General features: G+C 66.5%; 25 protein-coding genes. 14 read left to right on the forward strand and 11 right to left on the reverse strand.

Annotated elements, in window-relative coordinates; translation table 11 throughout:
• The 3 genes from O3656_RS05175 to O3656_RS05185 all read right to left on the reverse strand — a co-directional run bounded on the left by O3656_RS05175 (position 1) and on the right by O3656_RS05185 (position 3,138).
• Positions 1–543, reverse strand: coding sequence for an RloB family protein (locus O3656_RS05175; RefSeq protein ID WP_500062932.1), 543 nt, complete (start codon positions 541–543; stop codon positions 1–3).
• Positions 544–591: 48 nt separating this feature from the next.
• Positions 592–1,896, reverse strand: a complete 1,305-nt coding sequence (locus O3656_RS05180) for an AAA family ATPase (protein WP_500062933.1) — start codon at positions 1,894–1,896, stop codon at positions 592–594.
• Positions 1,897–1,959: 63 nt separating this feature from the next.
• Positions 1,960–3,138, reverse strand: a complete 1,179-nt coding sequence (locus O3656_RS05185; RefSeq protein WP_500062934.1) for an alpha/beta fold hydrolase — start codon at positions 3,136–3,138, stop codon at positions 1,960–1,962.
• Positions 3,139–3,265: 127 nt separating this feature from the next.
• Here O3656_RS05185 and O3656_RS05190 point away from each other — a divergent pair, with 127 nt between their 5' ends.
• Positions 3,266–3,865 (forward strand): TetR/AcrR family transcriptional regulator, encoded by a 600-nt coding sequence (locus O3656_RS05190; protein ID WP_500062935.1) that lies wholly within the window; start codon positions 3,266–3,268, stop codon positions 3,863–3,865.
• 1 nt (position 3,866) lies between these two features.
• On the opposite strand, the gene O3656_RS05195 is transcribed toward O3656_RS05190, so the two are convergent.
• Together O3656_RS05195 and relB are read right to left on the reverse strand one after the other, a co-directional pair.
• On the reverse strand, positions 3,867–4,130 hold the full coding sequence (locus O3656_RS05195) for a type II toxin-antitoxin system RelE family toxin (protein WP_500062936.1): 264 nt from the start codon (positions 4,128–4,130) through the stop codon (positions 3,867–3,869).
• On the reverse strand, positions 4,114–4,356 hold the full coding sequence (relB, locus tag O3656_RS05200) for a type II toxin-antitoxin system RelB family antitoxin (protein ID WP_500062937.1): 243 nt from the start codon (positions 4,354–4,356) through the stop codon (positions 4,114–4,116). The genes O3656_RS05195 and relB overlap by 17 nt, the downstream gene beginning before the upstream one ends.
• A 256-nt stretch (positions 4,357–4,612) precedes the next feature.
• Here relB and O3656_RS05205 point away from each other — a divergent pair, with 256 nt between their 5' ends.
• The 8 genes from O3656_RS05205 (at position 4,613) to O3656_RS05240 (ending at position 14,230) form a co-directional block, all read left to right on the forward strand.
• Complete coding sequence (locus tag O3656_RS05205) at positions 4,613–6,211, forward strand: xylulokinase (protein ID WP_500062938.1); 1,599 nt, start codon at positions 4,613–4,615, stop codon at positions 6,209–6,211.
• Between the two features lie 429 nt (positions 6,212–6,640).
• A complete protein-coding gene (locus O3656_RS05210) occupies positions 6,641–7,522 on the forward strand; it encodes a DUF5926 family protein (RefSeq protein ID WP_500062939.1) in 882 nt (293 codons plus the stop codon).
• A 91-nt stretch (positions 7,523–7,613) separates the two neighbouring features.
• Positions 7,614–8,462 carry a glycosyltransferase family 2 protein gene (locus O3656_RS05215; RefSeq protein ID WP_500062940.1) on the forward strand — a complete coding sequence of 283 codons (849 nt, stop codon included), beginning with the start codon at positions 7,614–7,616 and terminating at the stop codon, positions 8,460–8,462.
• Positions 8,459–10,006, forward strand: a complete 1,548-nt coding sequence (locus O3656_RS05220; protein WP_500062941.1) for a DUF2079 domain-containing protein — start codon at positions 8,459–8,461, stop codon at positions 10,004–10,006. The genes O3656_RS05215 and O3656_RS05220 overlap by 4 nt, the downstream gene beginning before the upstream one ends.
• A 264-nt stretch (positions 10,007–10,270) precedes the next feature.
• The gene (locus tag O3656_RS05225; RefSeq protein ID WP_500062835.1) at positions 10,271–10,810 is read left to right on the forward strand and encodes a hypothetical protein; all 540 of its coding nucleotides are present in this window, start codon (positions 10,271–10,273) and stop codon (positions 10,808–10,810) included.
• 58 nt (positions 10,811–10,868) lie between these two features.
• Positions 10,869–11,399 carry a hypothetical protein gene (locus O3656_RS05230; RefSeq protein WP_500062942.1) on the forward strand — a complete coding sequence of 177 codons (531 nt, stop codon included), beginning with the start codon at positions 10,869–10,871 and terminating at the stop codon, positions 11,397–11,399.
• Between the two features lie 33 nt (positions 11,400–11,432).
• Positions 11,433–13,007: a hypothetical protein gene (locus tag O3656_RS05235; RefSeq protein ID WP_500062943.1), complete on the forward strand. Its 1,575-nt coding sequence runs from the start codon at positions 11,433–11,435 to the stop codon at positions 13,005–13,007.
• A complete protein-coding gene (locus O3656_RS05240) occupies positions 12,986–14,230 on the forward strand; it encodes a S8 family peptidase (RefSeq protein ID WP_500062944.1) in 1,245 nt (414 codons plus the stop codon). The genes O3656_RS05235 and O3656_RS05240 overlap by 22 nt, the downstream gene beginning before the upstream one ends.
• Before the next feature lie 115 nt (positions 14,231–14,345).
• On the opposite strand, the gene O3656_RS05245 is transcribed toward O3656_RS05240, so the two are convergent.
• The 3 genes from O3656_RS05245 to O3656_RS05255 all read right to left on the reverse strand — a co-directional run bounded on the left by O3656_RS05245 (position 14,346) and on the right by O3656_RS05255 (position 17,555).
• Positions 14,346–16,919 (reverse strand): heavy metal translocating P-type ATPase, encoded by a 2,574-nt coding sequence (locus O3656_RS05245; RefSeq protein ID WP_500062945.1) that lies wholly within the window; start codon positions 16,917–16,919, stop codon positions 14,346–14,348.
• 84 nt (positions 16,920–17,003) lie between these two features.
• On the reverse strand, positions 17,004–17,249 hold the full coding sequence (locus tag O3656_RS05250) for a heavy-metal-associated domain-containing protein (protein WP_291453178.1): 246 nt from the start codon (positions 17,247–17,249) through the stop codon (positions 17,004–17,006).
• Positions 17,250–17,264: 15 nt separating this feature from the next.
• Positions 17,265–17,555: a metal-sensitive transcriptional regulator gene (locus O3656_RS05255; protein WP_016460585.1), complete on the reverse strand. Its 291-nt coding sequence runs from the start codon at positions 17,553–17,555 to the stop codon at positions 17,265–17,267.
• A 127-nt stretch (positions 17,556–17,682) separates the two neighbouring features.
• Here O3656_RS05255 and O3656_RS05260 point away from each other — a divergent pair, with 127 nt between their 5' ends.
• Both O3656_RS05260 and O3656_RS05265 read left to right on the forward strand, forming a co-directional pair.
• Positions 17,683–19,164, forward strand: coding sequence for an alpha/beta hydrolase (locus tag O3656_RS05260; RefSeq protein WP_500062946.1), 1,482 nt, complete (start codon positions 17,683–17,685; stop codon positions 19,162–19,164).
• Positions 19,161–19,838 carry a pyridine nucleotide-disulfide oxidoreductase gene (locus tag O3656_RS05265; protein WP_500062947.1) on the forward strand — a complete coding sequence of 226 codons (678 nt, stop codon included), beginning with the start codon at positions 19,161–19,163 and terminating at the stop codon, positions 19,836–19,838. The genes O3656_RS05260 and O3656_RS05265 overlap by 4 nt, the downstream gene beginning before the upstream one ends.
• Positions 19,839–19,935: 97 nt before the next feature.
• On the opposite strand, the gene purB is transcribed toward O3656_RS05265, so the two are convergent.
• The gene (gene purB / locus O3656_RS05270) at positions 19,936–21,393 is read right to left on the reverse strand and encodes an adenylosuccinate lyase (RefSeq protein ID WP_500062948.1); all 1,458 of its coding nucleotides are present in this window, start codon (positions 21,391–21,393) and stop codon (positions 19,936–19,938) included.
• 218 nt (positions 21,394–21,611) lie between these two features.
• On the opposite strand from purB, the gene O3656_RS05275 reads away from it, so the two are divergent.
• Together O3656_RS05275 and O3656_RS05280 are read left to right on the forward strand one after the other, a co-directional pair.
• Positions 21,612–21,908: a hypothetical protein gene (locus O3656_RS05275; RefSeq protein ID WP_500062949.1), complete on the forward strand. Its 297-nt coding sequence runs from the start codon at positions 21,612–21,614 to the stop codon at positions 21,906–21,908.
• A gap of 2 nt (positions 21,909–21,910) precedes the next feature.
• A complete protein-coding gene (locus O3656_RS05280) occupies positions 21,911–23,596 on the forward strand; it encodes an alpha/beta hydrolase (protein ID WP_500062970.1) in 1,686 nt (561 codons plus the stop codon).
• Positions 23,597–23,624: 28 nt separating this feature from the next.
• On the opposite strand, the gene O3656_RS05285 is transcribed toward O3656_RS05280, so the two are convergent.
• Entirely contained in the window at positions 23,625–24,011 is a 387-nt protein-coding gene (locus O3656_RS05285) for a phage holin family protein (RefSeq protein ID WP_500062950.1), read from the reverse strand.
• A 65-nt stretch (positions 24,012–24,076) separates the two neighbouring features.
• On the opposite strand from O3656_RS05285, the gene hisC reads away from it, so the two are divergent.
• Complete coding sequence (hisC, locus tag O3656_RS05290; RefSeq protein ID WP_500062951.1) at positions 24,077–25,141, forward strand: histidinol-phosphate transaminase; 1,065 nt, start codon at positions 24,077–24,079, stop codon at positions 25,139–25,141.
• A 67-nt stretch (positions 25,142–25,208) separates the two neighbouring features.
• Here the strand turns inward: hisC and O3656_RS05295 are convergent, their stop codons facing one another.
• Entirely contained in the window at positions 25,209–25,991 is a 783-nt protein-coding gene (locus tag O3656_RS05295) for a YwiC-like family protein (protein WP_500062952.1), read from the reverse strand.
• Between the last annotated feature and the right edge of the window lie 139 nt (positions 25,992–26,130).

The raw sequence follows: 26,130 nt of genomic DNA on the forward strand, positions 1-26,130 counted from the left end.
CTACTTCTCCTTCGGAGGAGATACCAGCAGATCGATGAGCCATGGCATAGCAGAGGAAGGATTGGGTCCTTTTTCGTTGGGGGTAAGGCCTGGCCACGCTTTGCGTGCCCGTTCTATGGCTGCTTCGTAGTTGGCGTGGGGGAACCGGGTAGTGAGAGCCTTCTCATCCGTCACTTTGGCGCGGTGAGCAAGATTGACGCAACCCCGTGATTCGATGTACCCCGTTTGATTTTGTGTGTGCCAGAGGAGCCAGAGCTCGAAGCAAGGGTTGGAGACGATGGTGTCAACTTCAGACGAATTTCTGCAACTAGTCAATACTTCATCGAGTCGCTGGTGTTGGTCAACATCGACGATAAGGATTGCATGGTCGAAATCGTCTTTTCGCAGTGCTTTATTGCATTCCTTGAGTACTCGTGACGGTTCTCCGCCGATGGCGTGGATTTTGATTGTCGCGTGCTTAGGGCGAATCTGTTGGTATAGAAGCTCCAGGTACTGCCGTTCGGTGACGAGACCTTCGGTAAATACTGCGTAGCGGATCTTCACATTCTTAGGATTACGTGTTTTGCGTGTACTGGGCCGTCCCATGAGGTCTCACCGTATTTCCTCGGTGTTTCTGTTCAGCAGGTTGTGAATCAGGGAGGGTGCGGTGTAGGGCACGCCTCCGAACTGCCCCTCCAGGTATTGCTTGACGATATTGCTGCCCTTCTGGAGTGTGAAGTCATCAAGGTTAAAGAGCTCGCTTGCTCCGTTGCTGCCCTTCTCAACGAACCACACTTGCTCGCGCTTGGCTCTGCTGCCACGGCCCGCATCGAGCAGGGTCATATCGTGGCTGGTGAAGATGAGCTGTGCGCCTGTTGTGTTTACCTCAGGGTCATCGAACCAGTCGATGATGAGGCGGGAAAGTTGAGGATGAAGGCTTGAACCAAGTTCGTCAACAACAAGTACACAGCCTTTTCGTAGGGCATTAACGACAGCTGTCCCGAGTGCGAGCCATGCCATGGTGCCGGTTGATTCATCGGAGCTTCTGAGTCTTCCGCTGCTTTCTCCGTGCCGAAATAGGAGGTTGCGTGCAATGTAGTTGCTGATCTCTTCTGCTTCGTCTGACGAGCTATCACTAGCCTGTTCCTGACTGTCGTCGGAGGCAGGCGCCAGCATCTGGGCAACTAGCTGGGCAAACCGCGGGGGAATCGCGCGTTCCTCCACCTCGACATGCGTGATGCCTGTGTCTGCTATTTGCGCGAGGGTAACGAGTGTGCTGAGGTTTAATCTCTGTTCCTTCAGCTGTCGAGCGATGCGATCAATGCGTGCGTTAACTTCCCCGTCTCCGACGTGATAAAGGTCGAATCCACGCATGAGAGCTTCCCAGATTGGCGTAACTGATGCATGGTTGAATTGGGCGGCGCGGGAGAGTGCGAGTTCACGTCTCGCGACTCGAGTGATCCCCTTCAGGCCCTTCACACGCCCGTCAGTAATGCGGGAGTACACTTCTTTCCATCGAGTGCTCACGACATGCAGTGACTCTTCGGTGATGCCGTCACTGTCCGTTGCAAAGCGATAGTCGTACCGTTGTCCGTCGACAATAAATTCGAGTTCAAATGCGGCGTGAGCTGAAAGCTCTTCTGGTTTGAGTGCAAACGGAGCTCGAGGGAACTGTGGCTCATCGAGCCATGATGTTGCCGAGGATCCGATGGCTCCAAGCATGTAATGGAGTGCGTCGAGAACGTTAGTCTTGCCTGAAGCGTTCGCCCCGTAGATCCCGTCAACGTGGTGGATGTGATCAGCCCAAGTAGTGCCCTTGGAGGGGCGAAGTGTCTTGAGTGTGGGCCGTGTCAGGTCGAGGGTTGCCTCATCGCGGAAGGACCGGTGGTTCTCAAACGTGAATCGTAGGAGATGCATAAGGATATGCTACATGATCGATCCCAATTCGATAAAATTTATCGAAAATGAAGCGCTCGCGCTCTAACTGAATTGATGCAGTGATTTCATTGGTGCTTGGAGCCAGCCACCCATCATCGCGAAGGCACGGTCAAGGTCTCCGATCTGGCAGTGCTGCGCCATGTCCGGGTCCTGCGCGCGACGGAACGTGCGCACGTCCAGGGACTCCGCGTTCCGCAACGCTCTGCGCACGTCGCCCAGGCGCTCGAAGGGCACGTACTGGTCCGCGTCCCCGGCCAGGACCAGGCACGGCTGGGTGATGCGCCCCTCGAGGAGTTCCATCGTGTAGTCGCCGAACGCTCGCAATACCTGGCTGGGCCGGTGTAGTCCCGTCAGGTGCGAGGCCTGCTGCAGTTTCCATGACAGGTCCGCGTTGAATCTCGGCGCAATGCGCATCGCGGCATCGATAAGCCATGCGGGCCTCGGGTTCCCCACGATCGCGTCCGCGATGGGGCGCAGGGCACGAGGCAGTGGCAGCGTCAGGCCGTCCAGGAGCCGGTACATCATGTCGAAGGCGATGACGTGGCTGATGCGCGGGCAGTGGGCGGCCGCGCGCATGACGAGATATCCGCCGAAAGACACACCGAGCGCCGCCGCGCTCTCGATGCCGAAGTAGTCCATCACCGCGTTCGTCGGACGCTCCCACTGCGGCTCGAGCGGCATGCCCGCCAGCACCGTGTGCCCCTGGCCCGGCCCATCGAAGGCGATGACGTCGAAGGGGCGGGTGGGGAAGTGGGATGCGAAGTCGATGATCTCCTCCGCGTATCCGTCGAAGCCGTTCATCATGACGAGCGTGGTCGGTGTGCCCGCGGGGGCCTGCGCGCGGTCGGTTGGGTCGGCCTCCCATCGCATCGCGGTCAGTTCCCTGCCGCGGTAGGGGATCGCGTGACGGGTGAGGGCGAGGCCTCGGTGGGCCTGGTCGAAGGAGGCCGACATGGCGTCGATGAAGCGATGCTTGCGGGGGTCGTTGGCCCCGAGGTAGAAGGCCGCGAGCTCGTAGAGGCGCCACGCGGCATCCGCATCCCCTTCCGACTCGAAGCGATCGGCGAGGTGCTGGGCCAACGCCGTGATCTGCGCCGCCGAGCGAAGTCGGGGGAGCGTGGTGGCCGCGATAGTCTCCATGCCCGCGCGGTCGAGGATCGGCGCGAAGGTCCGGTTGAGCTGCAGGTCGAATTGGCGATTGCCGGTGTACTCGGTGAACATGACACGACCGTATCGCCTACTCCGATTGGGTGGACCGCACAATAACAAACGGAGTGTTGGTTACCGAACGATGCGACCGCTATGCGTAGGATAGGCCCATTGATAGTGGAAAATTGATCGGAGAGACATGTTCCTGCGTGGCGAGGATAAGCATGGGCGCGAGGCGGAGAAGAACCTGGATCTGCGCATCCGAAAGACGCGCCGGGCGATCCGCTCCGGCCTCGTCAAGGCATGCCAGGCCAAGCCCTACGCGCACGTGAGCGTCACCGATATCTGTGCCGCGTCGATGGTGTCGCGCACGACCTTCTACGACCACTACACCGACAAGGATGCGCTGCTCGCAGAGGTGGTGTCCTTCCTCCTCGACGAGATCACCCCGGCGCTCGAAGGCCTGTGGTTCGGCGAGGGACGCGACGCCCGCGCTGTCGCCCGCCACCTCGCCGACGTGTACGCGCGCAACGGTCGCGCCCTCAAGACTCTGCTGGCCATTCGAGTGGGCGGTGACGGCGACCTGCACGAGCAGCTTTATCGCACGTGCTGTTCGGTATTTACCGATTGGGCGCGCGGCCGCGTGGATGACGAGGTGCTGCCGCTCGCCGCCGACGTCTACGCCTCGGTGGTCCTCACCTTCATCGAGCGCAGCGCCGCGAAGCCCCTGACGGACAAGGAACTCGCCGCCATCGACCGCGCCCGCGAGCTCTTCATCGAGGGTTTCGGCGCTCAGTAGGTCAGCGGTAGATGCCTGACCGGTGATCGATGTTGATGGCGAGGATCAATAGCTCATCATCTTCGATGGACGCAATGATTCGATAGTTGCCGACACGGTAGCGCCAAAAGCCTGAAAGATTGCCGGTCAGTCCCTTCCCGCGTGAGCGGGGATCTTCGCCGCTCGCGGTTTCGCGGAGATAGTCGACGATGCGTCTCGCGGTCGGCTTGTCGAGCTTGCTGAGCTGTTTCAGTGCGCGCGGTGACAGCTCAGCCCTCCAGGCCAAGGGTCTTCACCGCCTCGTCGAGGCTCACCGATGCTGCGCGGCCGCTGCGGATATCCTCGAGTTCGGCCTGCAGTGAGTAGGCCAGCTCGATCTCTTCAAGCGCTGACTCGATGGCGCGATTCATGTAGAACGACTTCGTTCGTCCCGTCCGCTGGGCGAGGGCCGTGAGGCGGGCGTCGATCTCAGGATCGAGCTTGACGGAGCGTGCGACCCGTGCGGTTGACATGTGTCCTCCTCAAATGTGACTACGCGTAGTCTACTCTCCTCAGCCGGTAGGTGGAAGAGGTCGTTGGAGATGCAGGAGCGTCGATGCGAGCGTTTGGCATGTCGGGGGGAATGACACGTTATGGCAGAGTGCATCTGCATATACCGGACGGAGTGTCCGATAAACGGGCGTACGTCCCTGTCGCTACATGCGCGAAAGTGTTACCGTTAGCGCATTCCAGGCCACTGCCTCGTCAATGAAGACACAAGGAGCACGCATGAGCACCGACTCCCGCGCCGCCATCGCCGCCGCCGACACTGCGCTCGGCATCGAATTCGGTTCGACCCGCATCAAGGCCGTCCTCATCGGTCCCGACCATGAGGTGCTCGCCACCGGCGGCCACGGCTGGGAGAATCACCTGGAGGGCGGCCTGTGGTCCTACAGCCTCGACGAGGTCGTCGCCGGCCTGCAAAGCGCCTACACGTCCCTGGTCGCCGACGTGCGCGAACGTTACGACGTCACCCCCACGTCCTACGGCTCGCTCGGCATCTCCGCGATGATGCACGGCTACCTCGCTTTCGACGCCGACGACAACCTGCTCGCGCCCTTCCGCACGTGGCGCAACACGAACACTGGCCGCGCGGCCGACGAGCTCACCCGCATCTTCGGCTTCAACATTCCGCTGCGCTGGTCGATCGCGCACCTGCACCAGGCGGTTCTCGATGCCGAGGAGCATGCGCCGCGTGTCGCCCGCCTGACGACGCTGGCGGGATGGGTTCACGAGCGGCTGACGGGCCTTCACGTCCTGGGTGTCGGCGATGCCTCGGGCATGTTCCCGATTGACTCGACGACGGGCACGTACGTGGAGGCCTACCTCGATCAGTACGAGGCCCTGGTGGCGACCCGGGTCCCGTGGCGCCTGCGCGACGTGCTCCCGACCGTGCTGAGCGCCGGCCAGGACGCGGGGACGCTGACCCCCGAGGGTGCCGCGCTCATTGACCCGACCGGTGCCCTCCAGCCCGGGATCGCGCTGTGCCCGCCCGAGGGCGACGCGGGCACCGGCATGATCGCCACGAACGCGATCGCGCAGCGCACCGGCAACATCTCGTGCGGCACCTCGGTCTTCCTCATGGCGGTGCTCGAGCGCTCCCTCGCCGAGCTGCACACCGAGATCGACATGGTGACGACGCCCGACGGCTCGCCCGTCGCGATGGTGCATTCGAACAACGGCGCATCCGAGATTGACGCGTGGGTCGGTTGGTTCGCGGACTTCGCGCGCCTCGTCGGCGCCGACGTGAGTGTCCCGGCGATCTACGACGCGCTCTATGTCCACGCGCTCACGGGCGAGGCGGACGCGGGCGGAGTCATCGCCTACAACACGCTGTCGGCCGAACCGCTCGTCGGCCAGGAGGCCGCGCAGCCGGTGTTCACGCACACGGCCGACGCGCGCGTGACCCTGGCGAACGCGGTGCGCGCCCAGCTCATGAGCATCTTCGCGGCCGTGCGTATCGGCGTCGACATCCTCCGCGAGGAGGGCGTGCGCCTCGACTCGCTGTTCGCGCACGGCGGCCTTTTCAAGACGCCCGGCGTCGCACAGCAGATCCTCGCCGATTCGCTGAACATTCCCGTGTCCGTGGGTGACACCGCGGGCGAGGGCGGCGCGTGGGGTATCGCGGTGCTCGCGCGCTACCGCGCCATCGTCGCGGGTGGCGAGGCTGGCCTCGCCCTGCCGGACTTCCTCTCCGAACGGGTCTTCGCGGGCGCGTCTGTCTCCACCCTCGAGCCCACCGCCGAGGGCGTGGCCGGGTACGAGCGTTTCCTCGAGGCCTACCGCGCGTCCCTGCCCGGCGTCGAGGTCATCGCCCGGGGCCGCTGACGCGGCTCGGGGCTCGGGTGGGCCGGCTCGCCCAGCGCGCTGACGAGGCGCCCCGCGCTCCCGTCCTCAGCGCTGCACGCGCCCGAGTTCCCTTGCCCGCGCCCGAGTTCCCTTGCCCGCGCTGCCCAGCCTCTGCCTCACCACATGTTTACCCAAAAATGTCGCATGCAATTCCCCGCGACCTATTTCAAACATTGAAATCAGATCGTTGAAATTCCGGGCAATTCACGATACCTAATAAAAGGTAGGGGAGCCAAATTGCATGCGACATTGGGGGAGAATGGGCTGGGGTCAGGAGAGGGCGGGACGGAATGTGGGGACCGGGGGCGGTGCTGGGGCTGGGGTCTGGGGCGGATGGACCGGGGTGAGCGGACCGGCTCGCCCAGCCCGCACCTCGTCGTTTGTGGGAAACCCGCTACGATTACTCCTATGGGTAAAGCTAGCCGCCGTAAGAAGGTCACCGATCCCGCCAAGCTCAAGGCGTATCGCCCGCCGATCCCCTTCGTCGCGCGCCCCTACGAGGGTTTGCCGAAGGAGATCGAGCTGGTCGCCATGCGCGAGCTCATCCCGGCGGCCACGCTGACCGCACGCACCGACGCCGACCATGGCGCCGTCGAATTCGACTTCGTCACCCTCCTGCCCGAGGGCCACCCCGCGATGGTGCGCCCCGACAGCCGCATCCTCGTTGCGCTGCAGACCCGCTCGAACTCCGCGGACCTCAGCCACGACGCGGGCGCCGCGCTGCTCGCGGCCATCGCCGCGAAGGAAGCGGGCGACGAGGGCGTCATCTCCATCGACGTGCGCGAGCCGTCCGAGCGCCTCCAGGACATCCTCGACCTCGACAGCTTCACGGACATGAAGCTCGAGGAGGACTTCTCCTTCTGGTTCGACCCGGCCGAGGAGATCGACGATCAGACGCGCCGCGCGCTCGAGCAGAACCGCGACGAGATCATCCCGACCGAGCCCGTGCCCGGCGTCCCCGGCGCGTACTGGTGCGAGATGAACCGTAACTTCGTGCGTTTCCTGACGGATAACGACGAGGCCAAGCTCTTCGACGCGCTCGCCCGCCTGGCTGCGCGCGGCGAGGCCAACGTCGGTGAGGGCTCGCGCTACGTGGGTTCCTTCCGCGCGTGCGGCCTGATCGTCCCCGTCTTCGAGCTGCCCGAGGGGGCCAGCGCCTCCGACGTTGCGCCCGGCACGCAGGCACTCGCCAAGGCCCTCGCCGAGGCCCTGACGGTCACCGAGCGCCTGGACGACAAGGAGCGCCGCGCGCGTCAGGGCCTCGTCTCGCGTGCTGTGACGATCCGCTGAGCCTGAGTTTACCTATCGTTTAGATAGATTTGTCGCTCACATTACGAGCGGCGGAGCGCGCGTGCGCCCCGCCGCTCGTAGACTATTAGTCGTGAACTATCCCGCAGGATCAAGAGGTTCCCACCCGCAGCGCGTCGCCGCGGTCATCGCAGCCCACAACGTCGGCCGCGCCGTCGCGGCCACCGTGCGCGCGTGCCGCGCCATACCCAGCGTTGACCTCCTCATTGTCGTCGATGATGGGTCCACGGACGACACCGGGCGCGCCGCCCGAGCCGCGGGCGCCGTCGTCGTGCGCCACTCCGTCGAGCGCGGGCGCGCCTCGGCGATTGAAACCGGCGTGAAGGTCGCCGCCATGCGTGACCGCCCCGACGGCCCGCCCCGCCACATCCTGCTTCTTTCCCCCGATCTGGGGGAGTCCGCGGTCGAGGCCACCGCCCTCGTCGAGGCCGTGTTCGCCCGCCAGGCCGACATGGCAATCGCCGTCCCCGCGACCGGGCGCGAATACTCCGGCTATGGGCCGGGCATGGTGCGCCGCCTCATCCGCCGCAAGACCGGCTGGTACTGCCACTACCCCCTCAGCTATCAGCGCTGCCTGACGCGCGAGGCCATCGACGCCGCCATGCCCTTCGCGGGCCGCTACGCGCTCGAGGCCGCTATGACGATCAGCGTCCTGCGCGCGGGGCTGTCCGTCATGGAGGTCCCCTGCAACTTCACGCACTCGGGCGCGGACCGATCGCTGGGCTCGCTCAACCGCCCGGCGCGCATGTTCGACGCGGTGCGAGCCACCGTCAGCCAGGTCTTCCACTCCGACGCTCGATCGAAGCGCCGCGCCGACCACGAGCAGGGGATCGGCGTGCCCTACCCGGCGCCGGCCTCGGCTCGCGATGAGGCGGAAGCAGCCGACTCTCCCGGAGCGCGGCCTGCGGAGATGGTCGGGTGAAGCGCCCGGATCGATTAACTGCCACGTGCCTGGTCGCGACCTGGTGGCTGCCCTCCGTCATCGCCTGCGCGGTCGGCGCGCTCTACGTCTGCTACTCGGTGGCGCAGTGGCGCGCGCTCGTCGCCCCCTCGTGGGATCTGGGCATCTTCACCGAGGCCGCTCAGGCGTACTCGCGCTTCGAGGCACCGATCGTTCCCATTAAGGGTCCGGGCTATAACCTGCTGGGCGACCATTTTCACCCGCTGCTGGCGCTGCTGGGGCCGATCTTTCGTCTTTTTCCTTCCGCGCTGACGCTCCTGGTCGTCCAGGACGTGTTGATCGCCGTGTCGGTGCTGCCGATTGCGCGCCTCGCGCAGCGTCTCCTCGGGCGAGGGGGCGCGCTCCTCGTGGGGCTCGCCTACGGGCTCGGGTGGGGGTTGCAGGGCGCGGTCGCCGCTCAGTTTCACGAGGTCTGCCTGGCCGTCCCGCTGCTGGCGTTCGGAGGCGTCGCCTTCGTGGAGCGGCGGTGGGGCGCGTGCATGGCGTGGCTGGCGCCCCTCGTCCTTGTCAAGGAAGACCTGGGGCTGACGGTCTTTATGGCTGGCCTGGTGATCGCGTGGCGTCGCCGAGGCGAGGGACGGTCCGCGGTCCTCCGGGGCCTGGCTTACGCGCTGTTCGGTATCGTTGCGTTTGTGGTGACGGTGAAGGTGTTGCTGCCCGCTATGAATCCCGCGGGTACGTGGGCCTATTCTCTCGACGGGGCTGCAACCGGGGCGGGGACACCTACCGCTGGGACCACTACCGCGCGTGCAATTCCGTCCCTGTGGGACATCCTGACGACCCCCTCTGTCAAGCTTGCGACGCTCCTCGTTCTTCTCGCGGGGGCCGGCTTCGTGGGCAGCGCCTCGCCCTGGTTCGCGCTCGTGCTCCCGACGCTCGCGTGGCGCTTCGCGGGCTCCGTCGAGACCTACTACGTGTGGGACTCCTGGCACTACAACGCCGTGCTCGTCCCCATCGCGGCCTGCTCCCTGCTCGACGTCATCTCCCGGTGGCTCGCGCCGGAGCGCACCTCGCGGTCGGCGGCTGCGTCGGCGCTCGCGGAGGCGGTGGGAGAGGACGCGCTGCGTGACCTCCGCGCCGGCCAGGGGGCTTCTGCTTCGCCGAGGCGGGGGTGGCGCGTTGTCGCGTGGGTGGTCGCGTGCGTGCCCGCTGTGTCGCTGGCGCTCACGGCCTCGTCGCTGCCCCTATGGCAGCTGCCCACTCTCACGGAGGACCCGCGCATGGCGGCCGCCCAAGGAGCGCTCGACGCGGTGCCCGAGGGGGTGAGTGTCGAGACGGACACGACTTTGCTCGCGCGCCTCGTGCCTGGGCGCGAGGTCTACTGGGTGGGCACGACGGGGAAGATGGATACCCCTCCGGAGTATGTCGTCATCGACGCGCGCTCCTACGCATGGGGCGATCAGCAGGTTGACGCTGAGTCATGGGGGAGCGCAGCCCACCCGGGTCACTCCTACGAGACCATCTACGCCAAGCAGGGCTTCCGCGTCGCGCGACGAACCTCGTAAGACGACAAGCGTCATGTGGCAGCGATGCTGACCGCGTGGTATGCACACCGTGTGGTCTGCTTATTGTTGCAACGTGGAGTCGTAGCGAGTTGCTCGCAAGCAGTGTGATGAAATGTTTTCGCCGGAGGGCGCGGTTCACTCAATTCGGCTGGATCCGGCAATGAGCCATGGTGAAATTCGCGCTGAGTGAGGATGGTGTGCGTATGGCACCACGGTGGCCCGTTTGTCGCATATGATTGACCAGTCTGAAAGCAGGAGAAAAACATGTCCTCTCTCGTGTCCCATCGCGCTCGCGCAGCCACCGCTTCCCTGCTGCTTGCTTCCGTCGCCCTGTCCGGTTGCAGCATCTTGGGTGGTGCGCGAAATTCCAGCGATATTTCGAAGTTGCCCAACATTCCCGAGGGGCAAAAGCAGCAGCTGGTCAGCCAGATGCAGTCTGCGTCTGGCTCGGAGAAGCAGGAGATCGCCGCGAAGGCGACGGCCCTGAGCAAGATGGTGGGAACGGAGCTGGTCGCGGTGGATCCCCCGTCGATCATCGACCAGACCTTCAAGTTGGATCCCAAGGGTAAGACCGTGGTGAACAAGGACGACAAGATCTACCTGATGATGTCGGCCACCGATTACTGGCGTCTGGGCCAGGACACCTACGACCTGTGCGTGGAGCAGGACTGCGAGTACTACTCGTCGTGGACGGTAGACGTGGAGGGCTCGGGCGCTGACCTGACGTACGTGTGGACCCTGAAGGTCGATGGTGACGATCAGCCTAAGGAGCCGCTGGTCCGCCGCTTCAAGGTCGGTAAGTAAGCGGCCCTGCGCATCGACATACTCTCTTCTTTTCTCATCAACCATTTAGGAGTCAACAATGGCCGGAAATGCAGACGTCAGTTACGACGACGACCAGCAGCAAGCAGTCGCCCCGAAAGTGACCGAAACCTGGGACGCCATGACCGGTTCCCGAAAGAGAACATCTGCACTCGGGGCTGCACAGCAGAACGTCTTCTGGGGGCGTGAGCGGGGGCCGTCTGCCGTGCAACGAGAGTCTACGGCAATGTTCGACAAAGTCTCACAGCTCCTTGAACTCGAATCGCAGTCTTTGAAGGATTTTGAGGCGAAGATGCATGAGGCGATGACTCGCTTCACGGGTACGGAATACGAAAACCAACTCAAGTTCAAGTCTGTGAAGGCTGATGAGCAGGTACAGGCAATACGGGCCGAGCACCAAACGCAGTTCAGCGCTTTGCTTCATTCGATTCTCTCACCGATTGAAGATATGACTTCTCGTGCGGACGGCTCATCCGAGCCACTGATTGGGCCGTCTGCGCTAGACAGCAGCAATACAGGAGCCACGTCAAACACTGCGCCCGCCACCCAAGGTGCGCAGCCCGAAGTCTGAGCAAATGTGTAGCTAAGCGAAAGGATTTTCATTATGGTTGCATCACCTCACTATGAACGCCTTAAGGTCTTTATGGAAGCGGCACGGGCCAATAAGGATCTTGATGCATGGGACAAGGATCACGACAAGGCTTTGAAGGGTATTAGCGATGCGATTGATCATCTGCGCGTGTATCGGAACAACCACGGTTTTACGGGTGCGACTGGTGACGCAATGAACCAGTGGGTTGACGCTTCGATTCGTCGAATCGAGTGGTACAGAGAAAAGTACGCATACAGTTACAAGGGATACGAGACCGGTCGTCAACTTATGGCCACGGCACTGAGCGAAGCGGAGAAGCTCTCGCCGGACCTCCTCGATGCGAACACGGCGGCCATGCGCGATGACCTGCTCGTGTCGGTTCCCTCCAGCGAGCCCGGTACGGGCATCCGCTTCATGGGCAAGCTCTACACGACTGGTGCCGCCTACGTCGCCGCCGTCGAAGAGCAGGCGAACGAGCAGCGCGAGGCCGCGGCGAAGCGCATCATCGAGATGATGAATCATACTACCGAGGCTGTCAGTACCGGTATCCGCATCACGGGCACACCGCCAGACCCGGACAAAGGTTTAGTGGATCCTGAAAAAGGAAAGACTGACAACAGTCGCGGTGGTGGTGGCACCAGCGGTGGTGGCACCAGCGGTGGCGGCACCAGCGGTGGTGGTGCTGGCGGCGGCGACTGGGGATACGGTAAGGGTGATGACTTTGGTCGCGCAGCGGATCGTAGCCCTTCTTCTCCCAACTACCCCGGTGGTTTCGACCAGCCGTGGTGGAGTGAGGCCGACGCTGCCGCGGCCCGCAACCGCATCATTTCTTCGGGTGCGGTTCCCACGCAGGAGCCCGCCTACGGCGAGGCCGGATCGCGTACGAACCCCATCACCGATCCCCAGGACCTCATGGGCAGGGATCTGCTGCATACGCGCGTGAACGGCACGGCCTACCGCAATGGCGTCGTCGGCGGGCATACCCCGGCACCGCCCGCGGATATGGATCACCCCTTGTGGCGCTTGAACGGCGGCGCGGCGTCCGACGCGAGCACCGCGGGGCGGCTCGGTGGTGCTGGTGTGCTCGGTGCGGGTGCCCTCGGTATGCGTGGCGCGGCCCGTATGGGTTCCGGCGGTCTTGGCGCGGGCATGCGTGGTATGACCGGTGGCCTGGGTGGCGCGGGTGCCTCCGCTTTGAAGGTCGGCTCCTACTCGGGGTCGGGTTTTGGCTCGTACAATCCCCCCGCGGGTGCGAACGGCCTGGCCGGTTCCGGGGCGGGCGCGTCGGGCGCGACGGGTGTTGCCGGTTCCACCGGGGCGAACGGTGGCGCGGCTGGCGCTGCCGGCACCGCGGGCAAGGGTGGCTCGGGTTCGGGCTTTATGGGTGCGGGCGCTGGTGCGGGTGCGGGCGCGGGTAAGCAGGATAAGAAGGGTCGCAAGCGTCAGTACGTCGCCTTCAAGTTCGAGGACGACGAGGACGATCTGCCCGTCGGCTACGTCAACCCCATGTCCCAGACCTACGGGTCTGACACGACCATCACCCCGGCCAAGAGCGCGGACGACGGATGGGATCCGCGCCAATGGTGAGCCTGTCTTCTCACGCCGCGCCCCGTTCTCCCTTCTCTTTCGTGGGGAGGGCGGGGCGCGCCGCGCGCGCCCTGACCACCGTCGCCTCCGCCCTGGCCCTAGCCGTTGGCGTCCTTACCCTGGTGCCGGCCCCGGCCCGCGCGGATGGCGCGGTGCCCTCACAGGAGTACTTCTCCTACTACCACCTCGACGCAGCACGCCAAAAGGGGTACACGGGCAAAGGGGTGACTATCGCCATGATTGATGGTCCGATTGATACCAGTGACCCTGCGCTGAAAGGCGCGAACATCACCGATAAGAGTCGCTGCACTATTGAGGCATCAGCTGACGAAAAGCGCCATGCCACCGAAGTTGCAAGCATCCTGGTCTCCCCCATCTCGGGTGTGGCACCCGACGCTACCTTGTATAGTTACCAAGCTGCAACTAGCCAGTCGATTTCGGGAGGCACATGCGCTTCCTCTGGTGAGTCTCTCGACAGTTTCGGCAAACTGATCAACCAAGCCATCGAGGACGGCGCACAGATCATTTCGATCTCACAAGGTGGTCTGCCTGACCGCTCGGACGAGATCAAGTGGGCCATTGCCAATGCCATTACGCACGGCGTCATCGTCACCGCATCTGTCGGTAACGAGGCACGGGATCAAAACGACACACATTTGAGCTTTTGGCCTGGTGTCGTCGGCGTGTCCGCTATCAACGGTGACGGTACCTTCGCCTCCTATTCCTCCTGGGGCGACGGCGTCGTCACTGCCGCGTTTGGTGGCCCAATCAACTCAGTGGACCCCACAACCAATGCACCCACAACGGTTAGTGGCACCTCGTATGCAACTCCGCTCGTGGCTGGCATGTTGGCTTTGGCGCGCCAGAAGTGGCCCGACGCCACCACCAACCAGATCCTCCAACTCCTGGTCCACACCGGCCTGAACCCCAACCACGACTGGAACAAGTACACAGGCTACGGCGCGGCTGCCCTGGGATCTCTCGTGAATCAAGATCCCTCGCAGTACCCCGACGAGAATCCCATCATCGAGAAACAAGGGACAGGAACGTCTCTTTCTCCCCAAGATATTCGTGACTACGCTGACGGGGTTGCGAACTCCACGGATGCGCAATCCTTCCCCGCGTCCTACGTTTATCGCGGAGCAGATGAAGGAATTCTCTTCGACCAAGACAGAACCATCGCCGTCCACCTGGGAACCAGCCCCCGCTACCACCGGAAGTGACCATGACACTCGCGCGAACCACCGCGCACCCCGCGCCCCGTTCTCCCTTCTCGTTCGTGGGGAGGGCGGGGCGCGGCGCGCGTGAGTTGATGCGGCACTGACGCCGTGTGAACTGCTACTTCGCCGTGCGCAGGCGCAGCGAGTTGAGGACCACGAACACGGACGAGCACGCCATGGCGGCGCTCGCCAGCATGGGGGAGAGCAGGCCCGCGATCGCCAGCGGCACCATCAACACGTTGTAGAAGAACGCCCAGAACAGGTTCTCCTTGATGATGCGCAGCGTCCGGCGCGACACGCGGATCGCGGTTGCCGCCGAGGTCAGCGACGAGTTCATGAGCGTCATGTCCGCGACCTCGATCGCCACGTCCGTGCCCGAGCCCATCGCGATGCCCAGGCCCTTCGCGCTCGCCTGCGCGAGGGCGGCCGCGTCGTTCACACCGTCGCCCACCATCGCGACCGTGCGCCCCTCGGCCTGCAGGTCGGCGACGGTGTCGCGCTTGCCGTCGGGCAGGACGCCCGCGATGACGCGGTCGATCCCGACCTGATCGGCGACGTGGCGTGCCGCCGCCTCGTTATCGCCCGTCAGCAGGATCGGCTCGATGCCGAGCTCGCGCAACTGAGCGATCGCATCAGCCGACGACTCCTTGACCGTGTCGCGCACGACCAGCGCGGCGATCGCGTGGCCCTCGACGCGCTCGGGGATCACGAGCGCCGAGGCCTGGGCCCCCTCGCCCTCGCCCACAGCCGGGGTGGTGCCCGCCTGGGTGGGGGTACCGGTATCCCCAGTCGCGCTGCCGCCAGCCGCGGGTGCGCCATCGGCGGTCGCGGCCTCTGAACGGGAGGTGACGGTGCCGGAGTAGCCGGCCGCGTTCACGACGGCCTCAAGCTCCTCGTCGCTGTGAGGGGCGGTGAGCGTGATGCGCGCGGATTCCGTCGCCAGGTTGACCTCGGCCTTCACGCCGTCGAGTTTGCCGAGCTTGCGCTCGACGCGGCGCACGCAGGACGCGCAGGTCATGCCCCCCACGCTCATCGTGAGCGTCGCGAGGGGCAGCTCGGCGTCCGGGCCCGGAAGCGCGACGGACGCGGGTGCCTCGGGCGTGGCGGCTGCCTTCGGGGTGGAGGATGCTGCGGAACCCAGGTTCGGCGCGAGGGCAGCGACGACGGCGGAGGCGCCCGATGCCTCGGCCTCGCGCACGGCGTCGAGGAGAGAAGCGGGCACGTCGACGCCCAGGGAGGCGAGCCACGACGGGCGGCCGACGAGCACGCCGCCGCGGGCGGTGAGGCCGACGACGCCGAGTCCGGGCTGGTTCGCGAATGCCGTCACGGGCTCCAGCGACAGGCCGCGATCCGCGGCACCCGACGTGATCGCGCGGGCGACCGGGTGCTCGGAGAGGGACTCGACGGAGGCGGCGAGGGACAGGGCCGAGGCCTCGTCCACCTCAGGGGAGTCGCCCGCGGAGGCAGCTGCAACAGACTCAAGAGACATGACGCCCGTGGTGACCGTGCCCGTCTTGTCGAGGAGCATCGTGTCGATCGAGCGCGTCTGCTCGAGGATTTCCGCGTTCTTGATGAGGATGCCCAGCTGCGAGGCGCGTCCCGATCCGACGAGGATCGCGGTGGGGGTGGCCAGGCCGAGCGCGCACGGGCACGCCACGACCAGGACGGCGACGGCCGCCGTGAACGCGGCCTGCACACTGCCGCCCGCGAGCAGCCAGCCGACGAGGGTCAGCAGGGAAACAAGGATGACGATGGGCACGAACACGCCCGAGATCTGGTCCGCGAGGCGCTGGACGGGGGCCTTGCCGGCCTGGGCCTCGGCGACCATGCGCCCAATCTGCGCGAGCGTCGTGTCCGAGCCGACTCGGGTGGCGCGCACCAGCAGGGACCCCCACGTGTTGACGGTCGCGCCCGTCACCGTGTCACCGGGGGCGGCGTCCACGGGCACGGACTCGCCCGTCAGGAGCGAGGTGTCCAGGGCGGAGGAGCCCTCGACGATGATGCCGTCGGTCGCGACCTTCTCGCCCGGGCGCACCGCAAAGAGGTCGCCGACCTGCAGGGACGAGGCGGGCACGACCTGTTCGCTGCGCTCGCCCGTGGCGGGGTCGATGCGCACGAGCGTCGCCTCCTTGGCGCCCATGCGCAGCAGCGAGCGTAGCGCGTCGCCCGCGCGGTAGCGTGCGCGCGCCTCCAAGTAGCGGCCCGTCAGCAGGAACACGACGATCATGCACGCGCCCTCGAAGTAAATCTCGGCGTGGCCGCCGTGCGCCGCGCGCGGGATCAGGCTCATGTGCATGCGCATGCCGAGCATGCCGGCGCCGCCCCACAGCAGGGCCCACCAGCTCCACAGCGTGGACGAGATGACGCCGAGCGAGACCAGGGTGTCCATCGTCGTCGACCCGTGGCGGCCCGCCGCGAAGGCCGCCCGGTGGAAGGGCCACGCGCCCCACGTGACGACCGGGATCGAGGCCGCAGCGACGACCCACTGCCACCCCGTGAACTGCCACGCGGGCACCATCGACAGGAGCATCGCGAGGATGCCGAGTGGCGCGGAGACGATGAGGCGTCGGCGCAGGTCGGCGGCGTGGGCGCGGGTGCCCTCGCCGACCTGGGGGGTGGGGGCCGAGGCCGGGGTGGCTTCAGGGGAAGAAGGGGCGGCTGCGGGAGTGGTCGTCACGGAGTCGGTGGACATGGGTACCCTCCGGGGGTATGTATCGGGTGAAAGGAAACGAGGCCGGGAACGTGCCCCGGCCTCGTCGGTGAGGCGTGGAAAACCTCAGAAGTCGCGCGAGATGCCGACCAGCGTGAAGCCGGCCTCGGACACTGCGTCGCTCAGCGCCGCATCGTCCAGGGGGGTGTCGGTCAGGACCGTCACCTTGGAGGTGGCGCCCGAGTTGAGGATCACGTCGACGTTCTTCACGCCGGGGATCTCGCTCAGCTCTTCGCTGACGCTCATCACGCAGTGGCCGCAGGTCATGCCGTCGACGGACAGCTCAATGGTGCGATCGATCTCGGTAGTCATGATTTCTCCTTGTTATTAGGACTTGATGAGGCGTGCGATAGCCGCGGCCGCCTCGTCGACTTTGGCCTGTGCGGCCTCGTCGGATTCGCGCGCCGCCGTGACGACGCAGTGGTTCATGTGGTCTTTGAGCAGGTTGACCGCGACGGAATCGAGCGCGGACTGGACGGCCGAAACCTGCGTGAGGATGTCGATGCAGTACTCGCCCTGCGAGATCATGCGCTGCAGGCCGCGGACCTGGCCTTCGATGCGGCGCAGGCGTGCGAGATGATTCTCGGTGTTGCCGTGGTAGCCGTGCTCGTTGCTCATGGAAGTGATAGTACCCCTAGGGGGTATGGGTGTCAAGGGGTGCACCTCGTTCATCGGATCACCTCCCCTCGCGCCACACGCAAAAACCCTCGTAGGGTGGAGCCAACACTGAACGCAAGGAGGGGACATGAAGCGACGCCCGCGTCGACGCTACCGCGCAATCCGCCGCGTCCCCCAGGCCTACCCCGGCCTCTACCTGCGCCTCAAAGTCGCCCCCATCGTCCCCGCCCTCGCGGCCACGGTCGCGGTCGGCGCCCTCGCCGACATCTCCGCGCTGCCGCAGGACGTGCGCGCCCGCGCGCGTTCCCTCTCCGACGACATGGGTACCGCGATCAGCGAAAAGTCGCAGCGAATCTTCTTCGATACCCCCGGCCTCGACACCCTCCTCATCCGCTCCCTCTCCCACGTCGCCCGGCGCACCGCGACCGTGGGGCGCGCCTGGGCGCGAACGGTTGTCGCCGTCGGCGCGGACAAGGACGGGCGCATGGCCCGCATGCTGCCCCTCATCCCCAGGCGCGGATACGACGCCCTCATGACCGGCATGCTCACCATCGGCACCGCCGTGGGTGCCCTGCGCGGCGGCGCGGTCCACGTCGCACTCCTGCGTGACTCCGCGGCCGACCCCGCGTTCCAGGACCCGCTCCCCGGCCACCCCGAAGCCCAAATCCGCCGCGTCGACGCGCCCGAACAGCTCTCCGACATGTGCGCCGACATCGACGAACTCTACTGGTCGCGCACCATCGGCCCCGCCGTCAAAATCACCCGCGTCGGCGAAGACGAGGCGCGCCGCTGGCTCCTCTCCCTGGTCGGCACCGAATCTATGACCTGGCGCTCCACAAACAACCCCGCCGACGTCGAAACAAACATCCGCCTCATGCTCGGCCTCGAAAGCGCGATGAGCGTCGGCGTCGTGAGCGCGCTCCACGCCGCCATGGAACGCGACGGCGTGCCCGCCGAGCGGTGGACGCGCGAGCCCGTCCTCATCTGCGGCCACTCCCAGGGCGGGATCGTCGCCGCCGCCCTCGCCTCCGTGCCCGCCGACGAGGCCGGAGTCAACGTCGCCGGAATCCTCTCCACGGGCGGCCCGAACCGGCGCATCCGCGTGCGCCCCGACGTGGTGACCGTCGCCGTCACGCACGACCAGGACGTCATGCCGAGCCTCGACGGCTCGCCCGACCGCGCCCCCGACCGGCGCGTCACCGTCGGGCGCAGCCTCGTGCGGCCTCGTACCCGACCCCTCTACTACGCGCACTCCTCCTCGACGTACACGGAGACCGTGCGCCTCCTCGAGCGCAAGGTCCGCGTCACCCCGTGGGGTCGGCTCGCCTCGGCGATGGCTGCCCTACAGGACTTCATGCCCACCCCGGGCGAAGCCACGCGCGTCATGCACTACGAAATCTGGCAGGACATCCTCACCCCCACCGCCGAAGGCACGTGGGACACGGTCGCCGCGCTCGAACGAGCCAGCTCCTACGAACCCGCCACCTACCACATCGACTACGCGGCCACGGCCCCCCGCCTGCCGCGCATCGCCCGAGCCAGGCGCCGCGCGAGTATTTCCGCGCGCCTCTCCTCCGCCCTCCCCTCCCTCAGAAAGGACAGGTCATGACCGACCCCAACGCCCCCCTGCGCGAGGTGCGCCGATGGATGCGCGTCTCGACCCCCGTCAACAAGGCGGCCTCCGCGGGCCTGCGCGGTCGGCTCCCGCAGATCGCCGGGCCGCTCATGATCGGCGCGCTCGGCGTGGGCGCCCTGGGTGCGGGCATCGCGTGGCGCGCCCTGTCCTCCACGCGCGGCACCGGGCGCACCCAGCGCTTCGTCGACCTCGCGACCGCCGCTCTTGAGTCGGGTTTCCCGCTGCGCACGAACGAGGCCGGGGCTGGTGGGGGGTCGGGTGCTGAGGGCGTGGCCGGCGAGGGCGGGGCCCGCGCGCCGCGTCGGGTCGTCCACGTCGAGGTCGGCGAGGGCTTTGGGCGCCCCTCCCTCGTGTCCATCGACGTCGTCGTGTCTGCTGCCGATGTTCTGTCGGAGCGCGAGGCCGCCACGCGCGCCCTCGACGCGATCACCCGCGTGACCTGGAACAACGACGAAATGGCGCCCGTCAGCGTGCGCGCACGCGTCCTTCTCGCCCACGAGGAGGCCGACGACCTCGAGGCCCCCGGTGCGCAGACCGACACGGTCGTCGACATGAGCGCCCTCGGCTTCGCCGACGAGATCGCGCGCCCCGACGAGCTCTACGACCGCTACGGCGCGCCCGAGTGCGACCCCACGTGGAGGCCGTGACCGAGCTGTGAGCCCCCGGCCTCGTCGATGCAGCCGAGAAACGACAAAGGGCGGCGAGGCGCGAAACCCGCGCACCCGCCGCCCCAGCCGATAGGGCTCAGGCCTCCCAGCGCGCCAGGCGCTCGGACAAGCCGATGTAGGTCGCGGGGGTCAGCGCAAGGAGGCGCTCCTCCACCTCGGCCGGCAGACCCAGGCCCGCGATGAACTCACGCATGTCTTCCGCGCCCACCTCGTGGCCGCGCGTCAGCTCCTTGAGGCGCTCGTACGGGTTCGCCATGCCGGTCGCGCCCGCGATCGCGGCGGCGCGCATCGCCTGCTGGACGGCCTCGCCCAGCACCGCCCAATTCGCGTCCAAATCGCGGGCCATACGAGCCGCGTTGATCTCGATGCCATCCAGGCCACGCACCAGGTTGTCGTAAGCCAACACCGCGTGACCAAACGCGACGCCCACGTTGCGCTGCGTCGTCGAATCCGTCAGGTCACGCTGCATGCGGCTGGTCACCAGCGTCGACGCCAGCGAATCCAGCAGCGCGTTCGACACCTCCAGGTTCGCCTCCGCGTTCTCGAAGCGAATCGGGTTGACCTTGTGCGGCATCGTCGACGAGCCCGTCGAACCCTGCGCCGCCAGATTCTGGTGGAAGTAATCCATCGAAATGTACGTCCACGCGTCCGTCGCCAAGTTGTGGGCGATGCGGCCCGCGCGCGCCACGTCCGAGTACAGCTCAGCCTGCCAGTCGTGCGACTCGATCTGCGTGGTCAGCGGGTTCCACGTCAGGCCCAGGCCCTCCACGAAAGAGCGAGCCAGCGTCGGCCAATCCGCGCCCGGCACCGACACGACGTGCGCAGCCCACGTGCCCGTCGCGCCGTTGATCTTACCCAGGTACTCCGTGGCCTCGACGCGCTTGATCTGGCGGGACAGGCGGTGCGCGAACACCGCCATCTCCTTGCCGATCGTCACCGGCGTCGCCGGCTGTCCGTGCGTGTGCGCCAACATCGGGACGGCCGCCCCGGCCTCGGCGAGGCCGCGCAGACGATCCAGGAGCGCGCGGATCGCGGGCAGCCACACCTGCTCGGTCGCCGCCTTGATCGTCAGCGCGTACGCCAGGTTGTTGATGTCCTCGGAAGTGCAGAAAATGTGGACGACCTCGCGCAGGGACGGCAGCGTCGTGCCCTCGCCCAGCGTGTCGGCCGCGGCCTGAAGGTATTCGCCGATCAGGTACTCGACGGCCTTGACGTCGTGGCGGGTGACGGCCTCGAACTCGCCCAGGCGCTTAATGTGCTCGGCGCCGAAATCGCGGGGGAGCGCGCGCAGGTAATCGCGCTCGGCGTCCGTCAGCGTCGGGGCGCCCGGCAGGACCGAATTGTCGAGCAGGAAAATCAGCCACTCGATCTCAACGTGGACGCGCGCCCGGTTCAGGCCCGCCTCGGACAGGTAGTTCGCCAGGGGCGCGGCGACCGCGCGGTAGCGGCCATCCAGCGGACTGAGCGGCTCACCCCCGCCCGCCAGGTCCGAATAGCCGTGGGCAGTGGAGAACAGTGTCATCGTGTCGCTCATACCCCTATCTTCCCAGAACGAGGGGATATCGGGACGCCCAGTCCGCGCGGCGGTTCGTGGCATGGGTAACGACGAGGCCGGGGCTGGGCGTGTCATCCACAGGGGTTGGCAGCGCCGGGAAGTTATCCACAGGGGTCGCCGTGCGAGTGGTGGTGGGGGAACTCGCAGGCGTAGCGTGCAAGGACAAGCAACGATTCTTCCAACGATGGGAGCCGACCATGATCCCCGATCCCCTCAGCCCCGGCCTGTCCCTGCACGCAGCCCACGGCCTCGTCGATAGCCTGCGTGGGGCGCTCGCGGGTGCCACGTGCCCACAGTGGGTCGGCGTCGCGGGCGACTCCTATCGCAATCGGCACAGCGAGGTAATCGCGAGTGTTCAGGGAGTCCTCGACCAGATCCAGGCCGCCCTCGACCTCGTCCCCTCCTTCGACGAGGAACGCAACCGAGCCCTCGCCAGCGCGCTCGCCGACGCCTCAACCTACCAGCCCGAACTCGTCATGCTGGGAGCGTGGTGACCATGGCATTCGACCCGCGCCGCGACGTCACCGTCAACTCGGGAGCATTTCGCGTCGACGTCGACGAACTATGCGCCGCACACACCCTCATCAGCGGCGAGGAGGCGCTCTCGATCGTGCCCGCCAGGCTCGCGCTCGACGCCGCCCTCGGCGAAGCAGACGCGGTATCCGGGCTCATCCCCGAGGCCTCCGCGCCCCTCGCGTCCGCGATCACGGGCGCCCTGGCCGCCCTGAACTCGCTCGAGACCGAGATCGACTCCCTGCGGTGGAAGCTGCAGGACACCGCCCTCACATACGCCAACGCCGAGAACGGCTCCTCGCTGTGGGAGCTCGTGCCCGGCAGCCCGATGGGACCGCAGCTGGACCCGCGGGGCCTTGGCACGATGGTCATGGGGCCCGCCGGTCTCGCGCTCACCGGAGCCTCGGCGCTCGTTCACGGCACGCAAGACGCCTCCGCGCGCGCCGGCGCTCCCTGGCTCTCCACCCTCCTCATGCCCGGTCTCTCATCGTTAGTCGCGGAAAAAGACCTGTGTGACACCGTGATCGACGGGCTGCTCTTCAAGTACCACGCGGACGAGGCGTCGGGCGTGCGCTTCCAACGCGACCTCGGCAGGTTCACCCTGGACGTCAACTCCCTTCCTGCGTTCCGAGGCGTCGCGCAGTCACTGGCCGGACTGGGAGTGAGCCAGGACCTGAACTCGACGTCCACCCAATCCGCGTCCGGCGTCGCCGCGCTGGCCGCGCCCCTGTTCGCATACCTGGGATTCGTCGACCTCCGTCTCGGCCACGGCCTCAGCTGCGGGATCGTCGTCCGAGGCGCGGACGGGGACACCCGCGTGCGCACCAACGGCCTCGGATCCCGCATTCCTTCAAACGCCCTCGACGCGCGCACCCGATCCGCGCTCGCGGCCATGCCCGAGGCCGCACCCGACACCCACTACGAAGGCGTCACCACCAGCGCGGATGCCATCGAGCACATCACCGACATGCACGGGGGTGACGCCGACAACGGAGAAATCGCCATCGAGGAACACGTAACGGTGGGGGAGGACGGGGCGACGACGCGCTCGTGGACCGTCGACATCCGAGGCACCCAGTCCTTCGCCATTGGGCAGTCAGGTCCCCAGGACATGACCACCAACCTGCAAGGCGTCGCCGGTATGAACTCGGACCAGCTCGACGCCATCAAAGAGGCCATGGATGCGGCAGGCATCGCGCCGGGCGAGGCCGTCGAATTTGCCGGGCATTCTCAGGGAGGAATCATGGCGGCCCAAATGGCTGCAGACCCGGACGTGCGCGCCCGCTACAACGTCGTCTCCGTGGTGACAGCCGGCTCACCCACCGCGACAATCGCGCCGAGCGACGTGCCCGTCCTCGCCTACGAAAACTCCGGTGACATCGTCCCGGGCTTGGACGGGAACGCCACGCGTGGCGACAACGTCACGACCGTCATGTTCCACGACTACGAGGCCACGTGCCACGCCGACGACCCCGTGCCCTGCTCGCACAGCGCGCCCCTGTACGTCGACGAAATCAGGAGCACCCTGAACGCCGCCCGGGCCTCGTCCGACCCCGGCCTCGGAGCCCTGGCTGCCGCCGAGGCCCGCCGCACCCAGGCGCTCGGCCTCACCCCGGGCACCCAGACCACCATCCACCACTACCAAACGAGGCGCATCACCCAGGGGTGACACGCTTCGAGAAAGGGGGCAGAGCGGATCAGTCGCGCTCGTCCTTCTTATCGTGCAGCAGGCCCGAGACGATCGAGGACACCACGGAGGTGATGACCGCGCCCGCCAGGCAGGACCAGAAGCCGCCCGTCGTCATAGGGAATCCAAGCGACGTGGACAGCCAGCCCGTCAGCGCAAACAGCAGCGAGTTCGTCACCAGGGCAAACAGGCCGAACGTCAGCACATACAGGGGGAATGCCAGTGTCTTCACGACAGGCTTAATCATCGAGTTCACCGCCGTGAACACCAAGGCGACGACCGCCAAGACGATCACCGTCTGCGAGGCCGACGACGCCTCGATCGAAATCGACGGAACCACGTGGACCGTGACCCACAGTCCGGCCATCGTGGCTAAAAGACGTGCAATGAAATCCATTGCTTCATTCTTGCGCAGTGGGACGATGCTTGCACGTGCCAATTCCATGGGATAGGACTACACACATGAGCAACCTGCGCATTCGTCCCGCCGTCGCCGCCCTGCCCCGCTACGTGCCGAGCAAGACGGCCCCCGGTGCCGTCAAGATCTCCTCGAACGAAATGCCGACGCCGCCCAGCCCCGCCGTGCTCGAAGCGATCGCCCGCGAACTCGAGACGATCAACCGCTACCCCGACCTGACGGCAGCGCCCCTGCGCGAAGCCCTCGCCCAGCGCTACGGCGTCAGCGCCGACCAAGTGTGCGTGGGCACCGGCTCCTCGGCGATCCTCGTCGCCGCACTGTCCGCCGTCTGCCAGCCCGGCACCCAGGTCATCTACCCCTGGCGCTCCTTTGAGTCCTACCCGATCGCCGTGCCTTCCGTGGGCGGCGACCCCGTGCCCGTGGAACTCCTCCCCGATGGCACCCACGACCTGGACGCCATGCGCGCCGCGATCACGCCCGACACCGTCGCCGTCATCGTCTGCTCACCCAACAACCCGACTGGCCCCGCCCTCACCTACGAGGAGATCGCCGCGTTCGTCGCCGACGTCCCCGAAGACGTCATGATCATCGTCGACGAGGCCTACATCGACTTCGCGACCAAGCCCGGCGTGCGCACCGCGGTTCCCCTCATCGAGGACCACCCCAACGTCATCGTCATGCGCACCTTCTCCAAGGCCCACGCGCTGGCCGGTGTGCGCGTCGGCTATGCCATCGGCGAAGCCGAGGTGATCGGCGCGATCCAAGCCCTCCTCGTCCCCTTCGGCGTCAACTCCCTCGCGCTTGCGGCGGCCCTCGCCTCCCTCAAGGATTCCGAGGGCGTGTCGCGCGCGGTCGCCGAGATCATCGCCGAACGCGAGCGCGTCGTCCCGGCGCTGCGCGACCTCGGCTACGACATCCCCGACAGCCAGTCGAACTTCTACCTGATCCGCGGCAACGTCTACGGCCTCGTCGAGGCATGCACGCGCGTGGGCCTCATCGTGCGCCCCTTCAGCGTGGGCGTGCGCGTCTCGGTCGGCTCGCGCGAGCAGAACGACCTCTTCCTGTCCGTCGCCGCCGAATTTGCGCGCACCTCGGGCATCGGCGCGTAGGGGCCGTGCGCGAATGGGCGCGCCCGACGAATCGGACGCGCCCATACACTCACCGAGGTGCAGCAGCTTATGGAATCAGCAGCGAGACGATCAGGAGTAGCGACCAACCGAGCTCGCTGAATCCGATGAGCTTGGGCGAAAGAGGGCGCGCCCGCTTCCGGCTGATCGTCGGCATCGCCCACGCGCGCGCCGTCAGCAACGCCCACATGAGGACCGGCCAGATCGTTAGTGCGCCGAACCACCACGCTACGGCTACACACAGCGTGAAAGCCGCGTGCAGCAGCGTCGAACCGACCGCCCAGCGCGGATCCTTGCGGCCCCTGATCATCGAGCGCACCAGCGGAACCGTTCCGATGTAGTGCAGGCCGAACGCCGCGCACGTCGCCCACGCGTGGATCGAAACCGCGGCCGGAGACCCATCCGCGACCGCCAGCGAAAAAGCCACCGGGCCCATGATGTTGCCCGCCAGGATCGACGCCGTGCGAGCCCCCAGGGAGCGCTCGCGGCCCTTCCACACGAGGTAGAGCGCGGACGAAGCCAGGGGTGCGAAAGCGATCGCCCACCACAGCAGCTGCGGACGCACCGCTAGCAGGGTGGCGCCGGGGAGCGCCGCGAGGACTGCGTAGGTGATGACCGCGGGAGCGATCCGAGCGCGGCGCTTCGCGGGCGTCTTCACCCACAGGCAGACGGCGGAAAACATCTGGAACGCCATCGCCCACGCCACCAGCATGAGGACGACCATCCAGGAGAAGGTGTAGGAGAGCGCCCACCCGAGCAGCGGCGGGAACGCCATCATCGTCCACGCGCCGTGCTGGTCGGAGATCCAGCCCTCGCGGGCGAGCTTGCGCATGCGGGGATTGCTATGGTGGCGCGGCTTCGGACGTCCCTGAGGTCGACCCGATGCGTGGTCGGGCCCGCCGCCCGGGGTGCGTTCGGGACTGCTACCCGCGGTGCGTTCGGGAGTTGTCTGAGTCTGCGGCGCTGCACTG

Origin of the sequence: Pauljensenia sp. 27098_8_83, from assembly GCF_041432695.1 — a bacterium.
GTDB lineage: Bacteria > Actinomycetota > Actinomycetes > Actinomycetales > Actinomycetaceae > Pauljensenia.